We start from the raw sequence: 19,040 nt of genomic DNA on the forward strand, positions 1-19,040 counted from the left end.
ACCCTGCCACCCGCGTCGCCTTATGGTCAAATCGCTGAGCCAGAAAAGATTTCCAGATTCCGATTTTGCCGGCTTTTTGTGCCCAGGCGCCGGAAGTGGATTGCGGAACTAGAAAGTGACAGGCGTCACGGCGCGGGCGCGCTGTGCGCGCGGGCGATGGTGGACGGGGCGACCTGCGCGATGCGGATCCGCGGTCCCGCCCGGGCCACGAGCTTCACGATGCCCAGGAAGCGCTCCCCGTCGATGATGGGTGACAGCGGCTCGTCCTCGGCCTCGATGATCATCTCGTGGCCGTTGACATCGCGCAGCCCCTTGCCGCGGAGCATGCCGTTGGTCAGCGCCGTGGGAAGCTGCGCCACGATCCGCGACGGCCGCAGGTATCCGGCCTGAAAGTGCAGCGCACCCGGCTCGGAAGCCTTGGGGAACAACCGCAGCGGACCGCCGATGCGCAGATCGATCGCGCCGGCGTGCAGCAGGCTGTGCGTGCGCGACGGGACCTCCTCGCCGTCGATGACCACGTGAGCGCTCGTGGGGGTGAACAGGATCGAGGCGTAGTTCGGCGTCTTGACCCGACTCGGGGCGACCTTGGACGTGATGTAGTCGCCGAAGCTGCGGGCGATCACCCGCGCGACGGCGAGCCGACCGTGATCGGGGGCGTCGTAATACCGGTCGTAGAAGCGGTTCCCGACCCCGCCCGCGGCCAGCCCGAAGCAGAGGCGATGAAACGCCGCGCCGTCGGCGGTTTCGCCGTCGAGCACCAGCGTGTCGAGCCACATCTCGGGCGGAGGCTGATCGGCCTCGGCGGCGGCGACCAATGCGCGGATGATCGTCTCCGGCCGGCCGCGGACCCGGGCCTTGCGGGCCACCGCGTTCACGCTGCCCCCGTTGGACGGGACGAACGCCGGCCAACTTTCCGGGTCGCCGATGCATCGCTCGGTTTCGTTGATCAACCAGTGCAGCGCGCCGTCGCCACCGTCGCCCACCAGGTGGGTGACCCGGGGACCGATCTGCGCGATGGTGTCGCGGAGATCGTCGATTGATGCGGTCTCATGCACCTCGCCCCAGGGACCGACGAGGCGACGCAGTTCGTCGATGCGCTCGCGGGGCGCGGCACGATTCTTCCGCGCTTTCGGATTGACGATGACGCCTAGAAACATCCGGCGGTCCCCCACGCGTACCTGACAAAACACCGCTGTCGTGCTACCCGCGCCGGTGGGATGTCGCTGGTCATCCCAGGCACGATACCTGCGAGCGCCGCCGGACGAGCAATGCGTCCTCACCGCCACCGCGCGGCCGCTCGGCCCAGCGCCGCGCTCGGCAGGCGCGTCGTTAGGGTGTCTGCCATGGCCGATTGGACCGCAGCCCGGCTGCCCTCGTTCGCCGGACGGACCATCATCATCACCGGCGCCAACGCCGGGCTGGGTGAGATCACCGCCCGCGAGTTGGTCCGGGTCGGTGGCCACGTCATCCTGGCCGTCCGCAACACCGACAAGGGGCACGCCGCCGCCGCCCGCATGGCCGGCCCCGGTCGGGCCGAGGTGCGCCAGCTCGATCTGCAGGACCTGTCGTCGGTGCGGCGCTTCGCCGAGGGCATCGACACCGTCGACGTCCTGGTCAACAACGCCGGCATCATGGCCACCAAACACGCGGTGACCGTCGACGGCTTCGAGGGTCAGATCGGCACCAACCACCTCGGCCACTTCGCCTTGACCAACCTGCTGTTGCCCAAGCTGACCGACCGCGTGGTGACGGTGTCCTCGCTGATGCACCACTTCGGCTATATCAGCCTCAAGGACTTGAACTTTCAGTCGCGGCCCTATTCGGCCTGGCTGTCCTACAGCCAGTCGAAGCTGGCCAATCTGCTGTTCACCAGCGAGCTGCAGCGGCGTTTGGACGGCGTCGGCGCGTCGCTGCGCGCCCTGGCCGCCCACCCGGGCTGGTCGCACACGAACCTGCAGGGCAACTCCGGCCGCAAACTGGGCGACGCGGCGGTCCTGGCGGTCGACCGCATCGTGTCGACCGACGCGGATTTCGGCGCCCGCCAGACGTTGTACGCGGTGTCGCAGGATTTGCCGGGCAACACTTTCGTCGGCCCGCGGTTCGGGCTGTACGGTCGCACCCAACCGACGTGGCGCAACTGGCCGGCCAAGCGCGCGGGCACCGGCGCCGCGCTCTGGGAACTGTCCGAGCGGCTCACCGGAACCGCATTCCCGCTCTGAGCGGGCCGCGTCTGTGCGGCCCGGCAACCGCGAGGCGCGCCGGTCGGGGCCGCGATTAAATTAGTAGTTCGAGCACAAGCCAGCTGGGTGAGGAGGTTATGCCATGTCCGACGTGCATCTGGCGGCCATTCTCGCCCTGTGTGCCGCGCTGGCATCCGCGATCGGCAACGTCGTGCGTCAGCGGTCCGCGCAGGAGGTCACCGACAGGCGGGTGGGCCACCTGACGTTGTTCGGCATGTTGCTGCGCGACACCCGGTGGTGGCTGGGCGGTTTGGGCGACATCGGCAGTTACGTGCTGCTGGCCGCCGCCCTCGACAAGGGCTCGGTGTTGCTGGTGATGTCGCTGCAGGTGACGGCGCTGCTGTTCGCGCTGCCGATTTACGCGCGGATGAGCCATCACCCGATCACGCGCCGGGAGTGGACCTGGGCGCTGCTGCTGGCGGTCGCGCTGGCGGTGCTCATCGCGATCGGAGACCCGACCGGCGGTCAGCAGCGGGCGCCGCTGCAGACGTGGCTCGTGGTGGCCGCGGTGATCGGCCCGCTGTTGCTGCTGGGCTTGTTGGGCGCCCGCATCTGGGTGGATCGTCCCGTCGCGGCGCTGCTGCTTGCGGCGGTGGCCGGCTCGCTGCTGGCGGTGTTCGCGGTCCTGATGAAGGGCGTTGTCGACATCCTCGAGCGCCATCCGGGCCAGGTGTGGCAATCCTTCGAGCTCTATGCCCTGGTGGGCTGCGGGGTGGCCGGGATGATCTATCACCAATCGGCGTATCGGGCCGGCGCGCTCACCGCGTCGCTGCCGACGATCATCGTGGCGAAGCCCGTGGTGGGCGGGATCCTCGGAATCGTCGTGCTCGGCGAGACGCTTGCGGCCGGCGGCTGGGAGTGGTTTGTCCTGGCGGTGACGGCGGTGGTGGTGATCGTCGCGACGGTGGGCCTGGCGCGCGGTGAGGCGGCCACGGTGTCGGCCGGCGCGGGGCGCGACGTGAAATCCAATGAGCGGCCGACCGCCGCCACCCAAGCGTGAGCGGGCCGGAGCGGGACGCGAATCACCGCCTCTAGCAAGCTTTTCGGCTGCTACGGGTTGATGGTGTTGTCGCCGACCTGGCGGCCCCAGACGTACTCGATCGCGTACGGCGATCCGGTGTCCAGGTGGTTGTAGGGCGCGATGCTGTTGCCGGTGTCCATGACCAACTCGGGTGCGGGCCACAGGTCGCGGCTGATCTTCTGCCAGCAACCCGGGGCGCCGCCGGGGCCGCCGCGGGCGTTCACGCGTGGCAGGTTCTCGGGCCAGATGTAGGGGTTGGGCGCCCCGCCGACCACCCCGGCGATGCCGCCCACCAGCGACGCGATGACGGGCACCGCGGACACCGGGTTCGCGATCAGTCCGAGCCCGGAGAGCACCTCGGTGTCCATGTTCAGCGAGTAACCGTTGAAGCCGCCTTCGGCCGCGCCCGTGGGGCCCAGCGCATCGACTTCGCTGCGCATCAGGCAATAGATCTCGGGGCTGTAGGTGTCGAGCAGCTGGGCCGTGGGCACCAGATCGGCGGCCCCGCGCGCCAGATACGGGCCGCCCTTGGTGAACAAGTCGGCCCCGGTGTTGCCGAACCCGGCCGCCGACAACAACGCCTGATCCAAATCCTTTTGCTGCGCGTTGATCGTGCGCGAGGTGACCACCGCGTTGTTCAAGAAGTCGAACAGATCCGGCGAGGCGTCCGCATAGGTGTCCCCCAGCGCCGCCAGCCGCTGAATGTCCTTGCGCGCCTGCGGCATCCGCGGATTCACCTCATCCAAAACCGCGTTCGCATTCACCACCGACTGCCCGAACTTCTCCCCCAACCCGGCCAACGACTGCGCCGCCGCGCTCAACGTCAGATTCAACTTGACCGGATCGACCTTCTGCGCGATCGAGGTGATCGTCTGAAACAGCGTGTTGATCTCGGTGGTCACCGAACGCGCATCCAGCACGGTGTGCGCCGAGATCTTCTGCGGCGACGGGTGCGCCGGCGTCGTCAACGACACATACTTGCCACCGAACACCGTCGTCGCCTTGATATCGGCATTCACATTCGACGGGATCAACGCCAAATACCGCGGATAGACCTCCAGCGTGAACTTCGCCGCCGGCTTGCCATCACGCACCGTCTCCGCGATCTTGCCGACCCGCCCGATCTCCACCCCGTTATAGGTCACCTTCGAGCCCGGATCCATCACCAACCCAGCCCGCGACGCCAGCATCGTCAACTCGGTCTTCGGCGTGAAGCCGCCCCGGAACTGGATGTACACCAAGGTGAAGATCACCGCGAGCACCACCACAACGACAAAGGTGTAGACCTTGTAGGGCGGGACCCGGGGGTCGTTGATCTGAACGGGTGAACCTTCCATAGCGCTACACCACGAATCCGAAGGTGGATTTTGCGCTGGGCGGCAAGGCATGCGGTTGGCTATTCAGATAACCCACCGTCGCCACAGCTGGCCCCTCACGTCGGTGCCGCGGCCTGGCGGCGCTGCGGCAAATCACTCCCCCGACTCACTGCCCGTTACCAGGGGCTCTGTACACAGATGCAATAACGAAGACCAGTGCAATGTACCGCGACGCGGTGGCACGAACAACGCAACGCCGAACTATCGCGCCGCGCGCGGCGGGGCCGTCGACCGTGGCGGCACGCGAATGATGGTTCCCGGCAACTCTTTCGCGTGCTACGGGTTGATGGTGTTGTCGCCGACTTGACGGCCCCAGACGTACTCGATCGCGTACGGCGATCCGGTGTCCAGGTGGTTGTAGGGCGCGAGGCTGTTGCCGGTGTCCATCACGAGTTCGGGCGCGGGCCACAGGTCTCGGGTGACCCGCTGCCAGCAACCCGGGGCGCCACCGGGGCCGCCGCGGGCGTTCACGCGTGGCAGGTTCTCGGGCCAGATGTAGGGGTTGGGCGCCCCGCCGACCACCCCGGCGATGCCGCCCAGGAGCGACGCGATGACCGGGACGGTGGCGACCGGATTGAGCAGCAGACCTAGGCCCGAGGTGACCTCGGTGTTCATGTTCAGCGAGTAGCCGTTGAAACCACCTTCGGAGGCGCCGGTGATGGGCACGATGTCGTGGTAGTTGTGCAGGGTGCAATAAAGCTCGGGGCTGTAGGTGTCGAGCAGTTGGGCCGTGGGCACCAGGTCGGCGGCCCCGCGGGCCAGATACGGGCCGCCCTTGGTGAACAAGTCGGCCCCGGTGTTGCCGAACCCGGCCGCCGACAACAACGCCTGATCCAAATCCTTTTGCTGCGCGTTGATCGTGCGCGAGGTGACCACCGCGTTGTTCAAAAAGTCGAACAGATCCGGCGAGGCGTCCGCATACGTGTCCCCCAGCGCCGCCAGCCGCTGAATGTCCTTGCGCGCCTGCGGCATCCGCGGATTCACGTCGTCGAGGAGCGTATTGGCGTTGACCACCGACTGCCCCAGCTTGTCCCCCAACCCGGCCAACGACTGCGCCGCCGCGCTCAACGTCAGATTCAACTTGACCGGATCGACCTTCTGCGCGATCGAGGTGATCGTCTGAAACAGCGTGTTGATCTCGGTGGTCACCGAACGCGCATCCAGCACGGTGTGCGCCGAGATCTTCTGCGGCGACGGGTGCGCCGGCGTCGTCAACGACACATACTTGCCACCGAACACCGTCGTCGCCTTGATATCGGCATTCACATTCGACGGGATCAACGCCAAATACCGCGGATAGACCTCCAGCGTGAACTTCGCCGCCGGCTTGCCATCACGCACCGTCTCCGCGATCTTGCCGACCCGCCCGATCTCCACCCCGTTATAGGTCACCTTCGACCCCGGATCCATCACCAACCCAGCCCGCGACGCCAGCATCGTCAACTCGGTCTTCGGCGTGAAGCCGCCCCGGAACTGGATGTACACCAAGGTGAAGATCACCGCGAGCACGAGCAGCGTGGCGACCGCGATCCACTTATAGGGCGGGGTCCGCTGCGAGTTGATCTGCACAGGTGAACCGGGACTCTGCTGTCTCGATACCACCGTCGCCGCCCCTTACGTTCTCCCCCGGGTCAGAGCCGATACCAGGAGCCCTTGATAGAAAGATCATTAAAATCTACCGCGGCGCCCGCACTTATGCGAACCGCCATTAACAAAATTCGTGTTGGCGCCTGTTCCAGCGCTCAACTTTACGAGACGCGCTGGCGCGTCCCCTCTTCGGTGGCGGCGCACCCGTCCGCGTGCGGGTCTACGCTCGGGTAGCGGTAAGGAGAGGTGCGCAATGCTCGCAGCGTTCGGATTCGAATCCCTGGGTGTGGTCGTCGGCGACATGTATTTCGTCGACCCGTCCCCGCTCGAAGGTCAGGAAACCCCGGAGCGGGGCGTCAGACTGGAACTGCGCCTCGTCGACCGGGCCGAGCCCCAGGGCTCGATCTATGCCGGTGTCCCGATCGCCTTCACCCGCCCGGTGTGGCGGGTGGACCTTTTCGGATCGACGGAAAGCCCACCGGGGACGCTGGACCGGGCCCATCACCACCCGCGTTTCGACGGCTGGGAACCCGGACGCCGGCACTTCGTCCCGGAGCTCTCAGCGGACCCGGTGTCGTGGCTGGCCGAGCAGCTGGCCGACCCGTCCGCCGTGCTGACCCGGGCCGGCGTCGACGCCGACGCGGTCAGCGAGGCCGACAAGGAAGGGCTCGCCGCCGCGGCGCCGGAGATCGTCGCCGCGGTGAAGCGGTTGCTCGACGGTGTGCGGGACGGGGAGCTGGCCCCCGAACCCGCCGAGCCGGTTGCCGCCGCCCGTACCGGTTGGCTCTGATCTGCGTTAGCGTCGTCGGCGTGACCCTCAAAGACATCGCCCTGAACACCCTCGACGGCCGGCCCACCACGCTGGCCGAATTGTCCGACGGCGCAACGCTCGTCGTCAACGTGGCCTCCAAATGCGGGCTCACTCCGCAGTACACGGCCCTGGAGAAGCTGGCCAAGGACTACCGCGACCGCGGCCTGACCGTCGTCGGCGTCCCGTGTAACCAGTTCATGGGCCAGGAACCCGGCACGGCCGACGAGATCCAGGAGTTCTGCTCGACGACCTACGGGGTGACGTTCCCGTTGTTGGCGAAGACCGACGTCAACGGCGACGGCCGCCACCCGCTGTACGCCGAGTTGACCAAAGCCGCCGACGCCGACGGCCAGGCGGGAGACATCCAGTGGAACTTCGAGAAGTTCCTCCTCGCACCCGACGGTGCGGTGGTGCAGCGCTTCCGGCCCCGCACCGAGCCCGACGCCCCCGAGGTCATCAGCGCCATCGAGGCCGTGCTGCCGCGGTAGGTCGGCGCTCGCTAGGCGAGCATCGGGTCGATCGCGGAGCGCGGCACCAACACCTGAGTGGCGTCGGGCACCATGCGACCTTGGTCGAAAAAGAAGATCACTCCGTCGTTGGTGACCGCGAAATTCTGGTAGTTGGCGGGGTCGTAGGCGGCGGCCGGCGCGATGGCCACCGGCGGGGGCGTCGGCGTCTGGTTCGCGGGAGGTGTGGTCTGCGGCTGGTTCCCCGGCGGGGTCTGCGCCGGGTTCGCGGGCGGCGCGGCCTGCTTCTGCAGCTCGCTCTGCACGATCGGCGCGACGGTCTGCAGCGGGTCGTCGACGCGCCACAAGGGCGTGTTGTTCTTGTCGTCTGAGGCGGCGGTCCACACGATCGCCTTGCGATAGGTCTGGTCCCAGTTGAACGACTTGAACGTCGTCTTGGGGGCGCCGGTGTTCTCGACGACCTTGAACACCACGGCCTCGGTGCCGCGCGGTGGTATCGCCGACCCGTAATTCGTCGACGAAATGGTCAGTTGGTAGGGCTGGTCGCGGGGTGCGGACGATTTGGCGGCGTTGAGGAAATCGTCGCGCTCCTTGGTGATGAAGTCCGCCACCGACTTCTCGTCGGGGTAGTTGACCGGGAAGCTGATGTCGACGTTGTAGCCGGGGTCGGCCATCTGGATCTTGCATGCCTGGCCGGTGTTGGCACCCTTGAGTTCGGCGCAGTAGTCCTTCGGCGGCGCGGCGGCGGCGACGCCGGCCGAGCCGAAGAGAACGAGGGCCGTGGCGGACGCTGCCACCTGGATGCTGCGCATGTGGGATCTCCTCCGACAACTCGCGGTACCGATGCGACGGACGGAGGTAAAGATATGCCATCGCGTGCTTGGCGAACACGTTCCCGACTGATCATTCGCTTTGCGAACGTTCGCGCCAACGCCCCCGCCGGGCGTGAAAACGGCCCCCGGAGCAATCTCCGGGGGCCGTTTTACCTGGTAGCGGGGACAGGATTCGAACCTGCGACCTCTGGGTTATGAGCCCAGCGAGCTACCGAGCTGCTCCACCCCGCGTTGGTGAATGCCAGGTTACCGAACCGGTGTCACGGCGACCAAATCGCGCGCTCAGCGGGGTGAGCGGCCCGGCGTTCGCTGACAGGACTGCGCCGGGCGCGTCAGAGCGCCATCCCCATTTGCGTCAATCTGACCCGGTTCTCGTCGAACCACTCCTGTTCGCGACCAGGCTCAGGCAAAACCAATCCAGCCTCCATTGCATTTGCCGGGTCGACTTCGGTCAACGCGACGAGAAATTCGGCTTCAGACTGGCCGGTGGCACGACTCCACATCCGCGAGAATTCGCGCAGCATCGTTTGGCGGGTCGCGGCATCGCGCCCGTGGCGGATGGCGCCGAACAGGTAGGAGTGGCTCGCCTGTTTGCGGCCAACGAAGCAGTCACCCACCGGGATCTCGTGGAAAAGAACGTTGACGAATAATTCCGGTGCTCCGGTGGCGCTGGTGTGAATGGTGGTGATCTCGTCGGCGATTCGAGCCTTCGCCGACTCGCTCAGCAGTCCTGGCGGACTGTAACACTGGTAGACGGGCATTTCGTGGGAGTCCTTTCGAACGAGTAGGGATTTGGCCGGCGCTATGCCGCCAAGGAAGGCGAGCAGATCAGCGACCCCATCGGGGCGACCGAACCGGCCGTGCTAACCACGCACGGCCGCCATGAATCTTTCGAGTTCGCATGGGATGTCGGGTCCCGAGGGCTCGATCATGACCTCGGTGGCACCGGCCTCCGCCATCGCCGCGACGGCCCTCCCGACCGCGTCGGCCGATCCGCTCAGGGTGACCGACGGAACCGAGGCGTAGCCTCCGGCATGCCAGGCCGCCATGTCGGCCGTGTTCATCTCGACCATGGTCCCCTGGTGAATGTGTAAGTGGCGCAGGCGTTGCGGGATCCGCTCGATCACGTCCAACCACGCTGCGCCACCCGGCATCTCGCGCAACGCGTCGGCACCCTGCGTGGTGTAGACGAAATGATATGCCGCCGCCCAGGGGGCACCCACCGCCGAGCGGACCCGTTCGTCTGCCAGGCTCTCCCCTTCGTCGAGTACGGTGCCCATTGTCGCTACCACTGTGCGCGCAAAATCACGCTGTCCGGGCACGACATTGAACATCGAGATGATCCCGTCGGCGCCGACCCGCTTGGCGACGCCTGCACCCTTGGGACCGGTTGCCGCCAGCAGCAACGGGATTCGCAGGGGCAGCACCTCCGATTGCGATGAGCTGAGCATCAATTTTATGGCCGCACCTTCCCAGTCGACCACCTCGCCGGCCAACAGCGCCTGGTAGGCACGGATATAGGCCTCCATGTACGACCATGCGATCGGGGGCTGGCCGATGGCCGCGCGGCTGGAGAATCCTGTGCCGAACGACGTCAGAATGCGTCCGGGTGCCACTCGGTGCAGTGAGACGGTCTCTGCGGCGTTGACCAACGGATGACGCTGTGTCGGAATCAGTACCGCGGGACCCAGCTCAATCGTCGTCGTCCGCTCGGCGGCGCGGTGCAAGGCCAGCCAGACGTCATCACCACCGAACGGACTGTCGTAACAGTAGGCGCGCCGATAGCCAAGTTTCTCCGCTGAGGCAATGTGCTGAGCCGACTCGATCGACGGTGGTAACGCGACGCTTACCGCAACATCCGTCATCGCCTCTCTACACCTCCGGCATTCGCTTGCTGAGTTTTTGCAGCGTCAGCATTTCGCGTCCTTCGTCGTCGAGGTACGGGATGCCGATCCCGTACTCTTCCCACCGGCCGGCAATTATGGATTCCAGCTCGGGCGATAACCGATCGGTCGGCGGGAAGCGGCGCCCGCCCCATTCCGCGCGAGGCTCGATCTCCCAGCTACGGGTGGCGTCGATGAGCACCCGCGTCCACTGGCCGGCCCCGTACTTGTTGGTGTCGTTCTTCTCCGGCGGGGTCGACGGATCGAGCGAGGAGCCCAAACCCGGTCCAAAGAAAGCGATGTCGCCGAGCCCCGCGTTGACCCGATAGGACATGGCCCAATCCAGCGCGACCGGATCGTGGATGTCGATGTCCTCCTCGACGACCATCACGTTTTTGTGGAACCACACCGATCCCCCGGTGCCCCAGAGCGCCGCGGCGATCTGTTGCGCGTGGCCGCGGTACCGCTTCTGGATCTGCACCAGTGTGTTCTGGCCGTTGGTCACCTCGGTCATCCAGAGGTCGGTGATGCCGCCGATGCCAAGATCGTCGAGCACGTTCCAGGTGATCGCCGACCGTGCGAAGTTGGTGATGCTGTCCTCGTTGAACATCCCCGGCCGGATGCCCTCGAGGGTGCCGCGAAGCACCGGGTCGTTGCGGTGGGTGATGCGGGTGACCCGCAGGACCGGCGCCGGTGCCGCGCCGCCGATGAAGCCCGGATACTCGGCGAACGGACCCTCTACGACGAACGTCGAGGGGTCGGGATCGATGAAGCCCTCGACGACGATCTCCGCGGTCGCCGGCACGTGCAACGGCACAGATTCGCAGGGCACCAGGTCAACGGGTCGGCCGAGCAGCGCCCCCATCATGTCCCACTCACAGACGTTCTTGGGAAAGGGGCTGCCGGCGCAGAACGGCAGCACGTCGTGCCACCCATAGACAACCGCAACCGGCATCGGCTCTGGCTTGTATTCCTCCATATGGCCGCCCCAGCCCTGGCTGGGCACCAACAATTTGGCGATCTTGTCGCGGTCGACGATCTGGCCGCGGTAGAGACCAATGTTGTCGCGTCCGGTTACCTTGTCTTCGGTGACGACGCCGCAGAAGGTGTCGATGTAGCGGCCGCCGTCCTCACCGTGCCACTTCGGGACGGGGAGCTCCCACAAATTGATGTCGTCGCCTTCGACGATGTTCTCTTTGACCGGGCCCGAGTCGACAACGCGTGGTGGGATGGGCTTTTTGAACGCCTCTCGCAAGTGACGAACGATGGCCGAATCGCTGGTGCCTTCTGGCAGCCCGAGCATCAGTTGGACCTGGCGCCGGCTGCCCAGTGCCGACGTCAACAGCTTTGTGCACCTGGTGTTCTCATGGCCGACAATGTTTTCGAACAGCAGAGCCGGGCCGCCCAGAGACAGGTTGGCGCGGGTGATCGCACCGATTTCCTGGTCCCAGTCGACAGCGGCCCTGACCCGACGCAACTGGTCCGCCGCTTCCAGTGTTGCCAGCCAGCTACGCAGGTCGGGTCCCGCACCGGCCCCGTCCGGTTGGGTGATACTCGTCGTTTCCGGCAGGCTTGTGCCCGTGGTCATTTCGGTCTCCTCACTCGATCGGGGCGCACAGCGGCTGGCGCAACTCCTGCTCGATCCGGGTGGCCCACCGGTCGGCCTCCGTTAGAGCTGAGTCGCCGTTTGGGTGTTGCTGATCGTCCTTCCAGCGCTTGATCAGACTGTGTTCGATGCCGAGCTGATCAAGGACCCGGCCGACCACATAATCGGTCACTTCGTCGACCGAGGTGGGCCGCGCGTAGTACGCCACCGTCGGTGGGAAGATCACGGCTCCGGCTCGCGCCAGGTAGTGCATGTTCTCCAAGTGGATCTCACTCAACGGGGCCTCGCGCGCGACCAGGACCAGCCTGCGTCGTTCCTTGAGCGTCACGTCGGCGGCGCGCGTGATCAGGTTGTCGCTGAAGCCGATTCGGATGGCGCTCAACGTCTTCATGCTGCACGGGCAGACCACCATGCCGTCGGTGCGGAACGATCCACTGGAGATGCCGGCGGCGAGGTCGCGTGCGCTGTACGCGTGTGAGGCCAACGCCCGAACCGCCTCGACGCTGGTATCGGTCTCGAGCTTGATCGTCGCCCGCGCCCAGTCACTCAACACCAGGTGCGTCTCGACACCCAAGTGCCCGAGGGTTTCCAGTAGGCGGATGCCCAGAGCGGCACCGGTCGCTCCGGTCATGGCAATCACCAATCTCATGACCTCCTCCTTTCACGGATCGCCGCTCGAGAACAGCTACGGCGTAACGTTTTCCGACTTCAGCAGCCACGCCTCTTTCTCGAGGTCATCGATGATGGCGTGCAATAGGTCGGCGGTCGCGGGGTCAGCAGCGTCGACGTCGTCGTGCACGGCGCGGATGGTGCCGACGACGGCGTAGATGCGGGTGGTGATCAGGTCAACGGCTTCGGCGGCGCCGATCAGACCCGGGGGGATAGCCGGAACCGTCGTCGTCGCCACCACCGTGTCCGAGCGGCCGTCCGGGACCGCGTCCAACGCGCGCAGTCGTTCGGCGATTGTGTCGCTGGCCTCGCGGGCGGTGTCCACGATGGCGTCAAGTTGCAGGTGCAGGTCGCGGAAGTTCGTGCCGACGAGGTTCCAGTGCGCCTGTTTGCCTTGCAGGTGCAGTTCGATCAGGTCGACCAGGACCCTCTGCAGGTCTTCGAACAGGCTCGCCGCGGCCCGAAAGGGCCGTACGTCGGCGGCGTTACGCCGGTTGGCGGACAGTGAGATCGTCATCATGCTTCCCTTCAGATGGGGGCCGGGTGGCGGTACCCACGGCAATCCTTCCGTCGTGGATCCAAGTCTGCGGCGAACCGAACGGCCGTCGCATCCGCCGGTGGCTAGTCATGCGGGGTCGTCGATCTTCACGCCATAAGGGGTCCGACGGCCCATGCTCCGGAACCCTTCGGTTCACTATGCGTTGCCGAAAGGTTGTGCCCACTTATCAGACGGGACATCTTTCCCACAATTAGCGCCATGGCCGTACAAACGCCTGGGCGCTCTGCTGCGCCGCCTTGTTCAGCCGAAGCGAGAAAGTCCCGTGCAAATCGCTGCCGTTGTGCACACGCCGCGCGCGGTGATTGCGCTCGACGCACGCACTGTCGCCAGCCTCCGGCATGTCGAAATCCCACGCGTCACGCGAGCAAGTCCCGGCGGTAGGCGGTCGGCGTCGTCGCGAGCCTCCGGCGCATCACCGCCGCCAAATGCTGAGAACTCGCGAACCCGCATTGGTGGGCGATATCGGTGATGCTCAGTGACGGGTTGCCCAGCAGCTCACAGGCGTGCATGAACCGACGATTCATCAGCCACCGGTGCGGCGGCTCTCCGGTGCCCTCCAGGAACAGTCCTGAAAGGCGTGTCGTCGACAAGCCCACCACCGCCGCCAGTTCGTTCAGGCCGACATCATCCGAGAGGTGCGCCTCTAGGTAGTCGATTGCGCGCCGCAGGCGCCAATCCCGATAGCCTGGACCGCTTTTCTTCGCTAAGGACGGGGATCCCGACACACTCGAGTGCTGGCGTATAAGTCGAACAACGAGTTGTTGACCGAGAGAGTCAATCATCATCCGGGAACACCCGTCCCGGTGAGTCATTTCGCGAACGATCTGCCGGCATATGCTCTCTGCCAAAGGGTCCCGGGAACACATTGGATCGATCAACGTGACCGACCGAGCCACGTTGGCGGCGCCGCTTTCCACCGCGAGCCTTTCCACCATCGCGTGCGGCACATACACGTGCAGATAACTAAATGGCCGCTCAGCGCTGAATACTCCTCTTGGCTGTTCGCCGGCGACCACAACGTTCATGTGGAAAGCCGGATGTTCGCGGCCCCATTTGCGGCGCCCGTCACCAAAGTACGTGTGGTGGTGATGTCCGCTCAGGGGCATGGCGATAAGGTCCGTGGTGTCGACGGCCGGACCCACCAATTCGTATGCCGATTTGTTTTCGAACCGCCAGATCGCTGCGGTAAGAACACCGCCGGAGCCTGTGATGCGTTGTCCGGGCTTGAAGCCCAGGCACTCAGAAACATCTTCGGGCGTGACGAATGCGGGCCCAGTCATGCTTGGACGCCCTGCCCAGGCGCCGTGTGGACGCCGCGCGCGGACCGGTCGCGGTCATCCGAGATCACACAGACAAGTCTCGACTCGGTGTCGGGCCTTCAGCCACCGATGATGGGACACGTTTCCCACAGATAGCGACATCGTCCGGCTACGCACGACATTCCCGAAATCGGTGCGTGTCTCGTGCACAAGGTACGCGCCGCAGACACGCCAGTGACCCACCTGTCGCGGTAGACACGTCCGGACGTTTCGTTTTACACGCGGAGGAACACGATGGATGTCAATCGGTTGGACGCCCAAGCGGCATCCACGGTCACGGCGGAGAAATCGGCCAAGTCTCAAGCGAGACCGAACGCTCGATTTCCGGACCACCGCCCCCTGCCCCTGCCGTCCGTGACGAGCATTGCAGGGCAAGCATGCTTTCACAGCTTTGTCGCGCTATCGCTGGTGTTCGCAAGCGCCATGTTGTGGGCGGCAACATTCGGCGAGCTTCCCATGTTCGTCAAGCCTCCCACACATTGCGTTCAATACGACTTCGGCCCGGCGGGCTCGGCTGACCGCCTCAGTCGATGAAGATGGGCATGAACACACACCGAAGCACGAGAACGAGATTCGGCTCAGAGCGCTATCGCTTTGTGATCCCGGATTATTCGCGGTCGACCGAATTGGACGACTCGCTTGGCCGGGATGTCGTTTTGCGACAACTTGTCCTGCACGGCCTCGCCACGGTCTTGCTGATGATGGCCGCCTTCGCAATCAGCTGTTAGTCCTCGCGCGTCGTCCGCCGACAAAAACGGATCAGAAGGAGACTCAGTGTGCCTGAATTCGGCGAAACCGCAGTCGTTCTGGGGGGAAGCATCGCCGGCCTGATGGCCGCCCGTGTTCTGGCTGACTACTACACCACGGTGACCGTGGTGGAACGAGACGTTCTGCCCGAACGCCCAGTGGCCCGCCGCGGAGTGCCCCATGGCCCCAGTCCGCACATTCCCCAAGTTCGCGCCACGCAGACCATGGAGGAGCTGTTCCCCGGGCTCCTCGATGAGTTGGTGGCGATGGGAGCGCGAGTGTGGAAGGACGGTGACCTATCGCGAATCTGGATGTCGTTCGCTGGGCACAAATTTCTGCAATCCGGCACCATCCCGGATCCCGAGACGGTGATCAAGTACTACGTCAATAGGCCCCTACTCGAGTGGTGCATCGGACGCAGAGCACGCCACATTCCCAATATCGAGTTCCTCGTTGGCCACGATGCGGTGAGACTGACTTCGACTCCGGCCCGTAACCGGATTACGGGTGTCGTGACCGCACAGCGTGACTCAGGTGCGGAAAGAATCTTGGCCGCCGATCTGGTGGTCGACGCCACAGGACGCGGTTCGCGGACCCCGGTATTCCTCGACGATCTCGGCTACCGTCGCCCCCACGAAGATGAGCTGATGGTGCATGCCGCCTACGCGAGCACGTTGTTGCACGTGCCACCTGGAACGTTGCGCGAATACATGGCTGTCAGTGGCGCATTGCCCGGCCGGCCAACGGGATTCGCAATGTTCGCCGGCGAAAACGACACCTACATGGTTGGAATGCAGATGATGGCGGGAGGCCAGCCGCCCTCCGACCACGACTCGCTGCTGGCCCGCTTGGCAGAAGTCGCGCCCGCGCATGTCGTTGAAGCCGTGCGTCGCGCCGAACCACTCGGACCGCTGCGTCAGCATCGCTTTCCAGCGAATCGGTGGCGCCGATACGACAAGTTGACGGCGATGCCTCAGGGTTTGATCGTCATCGGCGACGCCATGTGCAGCTTCAATCCAGTTTACGGGCAAGGAATGTCGATCGCCGCTGTCGAGGCGCTCATCCTGCGCACGTGCCTTGAGCGCGGCGACCGCGACCTTCAGCGGCGGTATTTCCGAGCGGCCGCCAGGGAGATCCGGACCGCTTGGCAGGCCGCCGTCGGGGCAGACCTAACGCTTCCTCAAATCCAGGGGCCGCGGCCTTTGTCCATGCGAATAACAAACGCGTACCTCCGTCGGGTTATGGCAGCCGCGGAAACCGACCCCGTCGTCGTCCAGCAATTCATGCGGCTGATTGGCATGGTCGACCGTCCGTCGCGCCTGCTGCGCCCCTCGATGGTGTTGCGTGTCATGACGAAGTCGAGGCGGGCGACCAAGGACAAAACGCACGTCAGCGCCCAGCCCTGCAAAGAGGAACAGGTCAATGGACATCTATGAAGCGCTCTACACGACCAGAACGATGCGCCGCATGCGGCCGGACCCGATACCCCTGGGCACGCAGGCCCGCATACTTGATGCGGCGATCCGTGCGCCCAACGGCGGCAACACCCAGCGCTGGCATTTCCTCGCGGTCGACGATCCCGCGCTCAAGCGCTCGCTGGGTGAGTTGTACCGCCGCGGCCGCGAGAAAGAGCACGAAGAATTCAGGACAGGGACAATGGCCGCGCCCGCGCCCGGCCTGGATCCCACCGCGCACGCCGACACGCTGCGTCGCGTCATCCGCTCGGGCGACTACCTGGCCGATCATTTCGACGAGACACCGCTATTGCTCTTTGTTTTCGCGATCGACGACCACGGCGGTGCCAACATCTTTCCCGCCATCTGGAGCGCGCTGCTGGCCGCCCGCGCCGAAGGCGTCGGCGGTGCCATGACAACTTTGCTTCGCTATTTCCCAGATGCGGTGAATGAGCTCTTGGGGGTGCCGATCGAGCAGGGGTGGACGATGTCGGCCATGGTGGCGTTCGGGTATCCACTCGGCAGGTGGGACGTTGCCGCCAATCGCCGCCCGGTGCACGAAGTCTCATCTCGTAACCGTTGGGGCGCTTCTTTCGGCACCGACGTGCCGCGACCACTGTGGCCCGGTAGCGACGAACCAATCCTGGGCAATCGGTTGCGGCAGGTGAATCCCGACTCCCGGTGTTGAGAGCCAAGGATTCCATTCCACATCGATCAAATCGGGGAGATTGCGTGAGCACTTCAAACAAGGGCATTTTCGCTCGACGCCACGACGACGCGCGTGGACGCCCTGTGAACGGGCATCAGCGGCTGCTCGGCCAAACCGGGTTCCGGATGGTCCGGAAAGCCGACACTACAACGGATTTCAGCGTCGTCGAAGCCCGCGTCAGATGACTTCGACACCAATGCCGGCACCCGAGGTTGCCGCGCGCTACGACTTCGTGATCTGTGGGTCAGGGTCTTCTGGATCGGTCGTCGCCGGTCGGCTTTCGGAGAATCCGGACGTTACGGTGCTTTTGCTCGAGGCCGGTGAAACCGATGATGTTTCGGCAGTCCACGATCCCACGCAGTGGCCGCTGAACTTGGGTAGCGAGCGTGACTGGTGTTTCGTCTCGCAGCCGAGCGCCCATCTCAAGGGCAGATCGGTGCTGCTGTCGATGGGGAAGGTGCTCGGCGGGGGGTCGAGCATCAACGTGATGGTGTGGGCTCGGGGACATCGAAGCGACTGGGACTACTTCGCAACCCAGGCGGGTGACGAAGCCTGGGGCTATGAATCGGTGCTTGACATCTACCGTCGCATTGAGGATTGGCACGGGCCGGCAGTCTCCGCCCGCGGCACCGGGGGCCCCATGTCCGTGACGTCCCCGCCCGACCCCAATCCGATCGCTCCGGCCATCGTCGAGGCTGCTCGCTCGCTGGGGATCCCGAGCTATCCGAGCAACAACGGCGCCATGATGGACCGCGGCGGCGGCGCAGCGCTCTTGGACGTGACATTGCGAAACGGGCTGCGGCAGTCCGTGTATCGCTCCTACGTTCATCCGCACCTGCACCGCCCGAACATGACAGTCCTCACCGGTGCGACGGTGACTCGGTTGGTCGTCGGCCGAAACCGGGCTACGGCGGTCGAGTTCTCGCACAACGATCGGACGCACCAGGTCGTCGCGGCACACGAGGTAGTTGTCTCGCTTGGGGCCATCAACACGCCAAAAGTCCTCATGCACTCCGGTATCGGCGACGCTGACGAGCTGCGGCGCTTCGGAATTCCCGTCGTGGCGCATCTTCCGGGCGTCGGCAGAAACTATCAGAGCCATCCACGGATCGACTGCGTGTGGGAATTCCGCGAGCCACTCGAGCCACGGAACAACGCCGGGGGCGCCGGGGTGTTCTGGAAGAGCGACCAGAACCTGGAGGCACCCGACCTGCAGATCTGCTTCGGCGAAGTTCCGTTGTCCAGCAGCGCGAACGCTGCCGCTTATAGCCTGCCCGAGCACGGGTGGACGGCGTGCGCCGGGGTGCTGCGCCCGAAAAGCTCTGGCCGAGTCCGGATTACCGGAGCAAGGCCATGCGACCCGGTGTCGGTCGAAGACAACATGCTGGCACACCACGACGACCTCGCGGCCGCCATCGCCTGCGTGGATCTCGCCCGTGAGATCGGCAACTCGACAGTACTTCGGCGTTTCAACAAGCGCGAGGTCATGCCGGGCGATCTCACACGTGCCGAGCTCGAACAGTTCATCCGCTATGGGGCCGAATGCTATTTCCACCAAAGCTGCACGGCGAAGATGGGACGCGACAGCATGTCTGTGGTCGACTCGAACCTCAAAGTTCATGGCATAGAAGGGCTTCGGATTGCAGACGCCTCAATCATGCCTCGGATCACCACCGGCAACACCATGGCGCCCTGTGTCGTCATCGGTGAGCGCGCCAGCGACATCCTCAAAACGGCGCACGGACTCTGACGCCGGCGC

General features: G+C 65.2%; 17 protein-coding genes and 1 tRNA gene. 7 read left to right on the forward strand and 11 right to left on the reverse strand.

Annotation, left to right across the window (positions count from 1 at the left end):
• Positions 1-125 precede the first annotated feature (125 nt).
• Entirely contained in the window at positions 126-1,157 is a 1,032-nt protein-coding gene (locus P6281_RS20135) for a diacylglycerol/lipid kinase family protein (protein ID WP_202284471.1), read from the reverse strand.
• A 186-nt stretch (positions 1,158-1,343) separates the two neighbouring features.
• Between P6281_RS20135 and P6281_RS20140 the strand changes: the two genes are divergently transcribed.
• Positions 1,344-2,219 (forward strand): SDR family NAD(P)-dependent oxidoreductase, encoded by an 876-nt coding sequence (locus P6281_RS20140; RefSeq protein ID WP_014385619.1) that lies wholly within the window; start codon positions 1,344-1,346, stop codon positions 2,217-2,219.
• 103 nt (positions 2,220-2,322) lie between these two features.
• Positions 2,323-3,240, forward strand: a complete 918-nt coding sequence (locus P6281_RS20145; RefSeq protein WP_009952918.1) for a DMT family transporter — start codon at positions 2,323-2,325, stop codon at positions 3,238-3,240.
• A 50-nt stretch (positions 3,241-3,290) separates the two neighbouring features.
• Here P6281_RS20145 and P6281_RS20150 read toward each other — a convergent pair whose 3' ends face one another.
• Together P6281_RS20150 and P6281_RS20155 are read right to left on the reverse strand one after the other, a co-directional pair.
• Positions 3,291-4,598 (reverse strand): MCE family protein, encoded by a 1,308-nt coding sequence (locus P6281_RS20150; protein WP_163800554.1) that lies wholly within the window; start codon positions 4,596-4,598, stop codon positions 3,291-3,293.
• Between the two features lie 315 nt (positions 4,599-4,913).
• Positions 4,914-6,206, reverse strand: coding sequence for an MCE family protein (locus P6281_RS20155; protein ID WP_095795739.1), 1,293 nt, complete (start codon positions 6,204-6,206; stop codon positions 4,914-4,916).
• 271 nt (positions 6,207-6,477) lie between these two features.
• Between P6281_RS20155 and P6281_RS20160 the strand changes: the two genes are divergently transcribed.
• A complete protein-coding gene (locus P6281_RS20160) occupies positions 6,478-7,014 on the forward strand; it encodes a hypothetical protein (protein ID WP_014385621.1) in 537 nt (178 codons plus the stop codon).
• Positions 7,015-7,034: 20 nt separating this feature from the next.
• Positions 7,035-7,523, forward strand: coding sequence for a glutathione peroxidase (locus P6281_RS20165; protein WP_008259599.1), 489 nt, complete (start codon positions 7,035-7,037; stop codon positions 7,521-7,523).
• 11 nt (positions 7,524-7,534) lie between these two features.
• On the opposite strand, the gene P6281_RS20170 is transcribed toward P6281_RS20165, so the two are convergent.
• From P6281_RS20170 to P6281_RS20205, 8 genes are all read right to left on the reverse strand, one after another.
• Positions 7,535-8,314: an RsiV family protein gene (locus P6281_RS20170; protein ID WP_009956618.1), complete on the reverse strand. Its 780-nt coding sequence runs from the start codon at positions 8,312-8,314 to the stop codon at positions 7,535-7,537.
• 175 nt (positions 8,315-8,489) lie between these two features.
• Positions 8,490-8,566 (reverse strand) — tRNA-Met (locus tag P6281_RS20175).
• Positions 8,567-8,667: 101 nt separating this feature from the next.
• Positions 8,668-9,096 carry a tautomerase family protein gene (locus P6281_RS20180; RefSeq protein WP_014383140.1) on the reverse strand — a complete coding sequence of 143 codons (429 nt, stop codon included), beginning with the start codon at positions 9,094-9,096 and terminating at the stop codon, positions 8,668-8,670.
• A gap of 102 nt (positions 9,097-9,198) precedes the next feature.
• Entirely contained in the window at positions 9,199-10,200 is a 1,002-nt protein-coding gene (locus tag P6281_RS20185; RefSeq protein WP_014385622.1) for an LLM class flavin-dependent oxidoreductase, read from the reverse strand.
• 7 nt (positions 10,201-10,207) lie between these two features.
• Positions 10,208-11,806: a UbiD family decarboxylase gene (locus tag P6281_RS20190; RefSeq protein ID WP_201359300.1), complete on the reverse strand. Its 1,599-nt coding sequence runs from the start codon at positions 11,804-11,806 to the stop codon at positions 10,208-10,210.
• A gap of 10 nt (positions 11,807-11,816) precedes the next feature.
• Positions 11,817-12,473, reverse strand: coding sequence for a UbiX family flavin prenyltransferase (locus P6281_RS20195; RefSeq protein WP_014385624.1), 657 nt, complete (start codon positions 12,471-12,473; stop codon positions 11,817-11,819).
• 36 nt (positions 12,474-12,509) lie between these two features.
• The gene (locus tag P6281_RS20200; protein WP_014380898.1) at positions 12,510-13,013 is read right to left on the reverse strand and encodes a Dps family protein; all 504 of its coding nucleotides are present in this window, start codon (positions 13,011-13,013) and stop codon (positions 12,510-12,512) included.
• Positions 13,014-13,408: 395 nt separating this feature from the next.
• Positions 13,409-14,332: a helix-turn-helix domain-containing protein gene (locus P6281_RS20205; protein ID WP_014380899.1), complete on the reverse strand. Its 924-nt coding sequence runs from the start codon at positions 14,330-14,332 to the stop codon at positions 13,409-13,411.
• Positions 14,333-15,147: 815 nt separating this feature from the next.
• On the opposite strand from P6281_RS20205, the gene P6281_RS20210 reads away from it, so the two are divergent.
• The 3 genes from P6281_RS20210 to P6281_RS20220 all read left to right on the forward strand — a co-directional run bounded on the left by P6281_RS20210 (position 15,148) and on the right by P6281_RS20220 (position 19,031).
• Positions 15,148-16,554 carry an FAD-dependent oxidoreductase gene (locus tag P6281_RS20210; protein WP_014380901.1) on the forward strand — a complete coding sequence of 469 codons (1,407 nt, stop codon included), beginning with the start codon at positions 15,148-15,150 and terminating at the stop codon, positions 16,552-16,554.
• Positions 16,541-17,260 carry a nitroreductase family protein gene (locus P6281_RS20215; protein ID WP_014712220.1) on the forward strand — a complete coding sequence of 240 codons (720 nt, stop codon included), beginning with the start codon at positions 16,541-16,543 and terminating at the stop codon, positions 17,258-17,260. The genes P6281_RS20210 and P6281_RS20215 overlap by 14 nt, the downstream gene beginning before the upstream one ends.
• 217 nt (positions 17,261-17,477) lie before the next feature.
• A complete protein-coding gene (locus P6281_RS20220; protein WP_202377538.1) occupies positions 17,478-19,031 on the forward strand; it encodes a GMC family oxidoreductase in 1,554 nt (517 codons plus the stop codon).
• Positions 19,032-19,040: the final 9 nt, after the last annotated feature.

Source organism: Mycobacterium sp. 5-140-3-2, assembly GCF_035666375.1.
In the GTDB taxonomy this organism is placed as follows: domain Bacteria; phylum Actinomycetota; class Actinomycetes; order Mycobacteriales; family Mycobacteriaceae; genus Mycobacterium; species Mycobacterium intracellulare.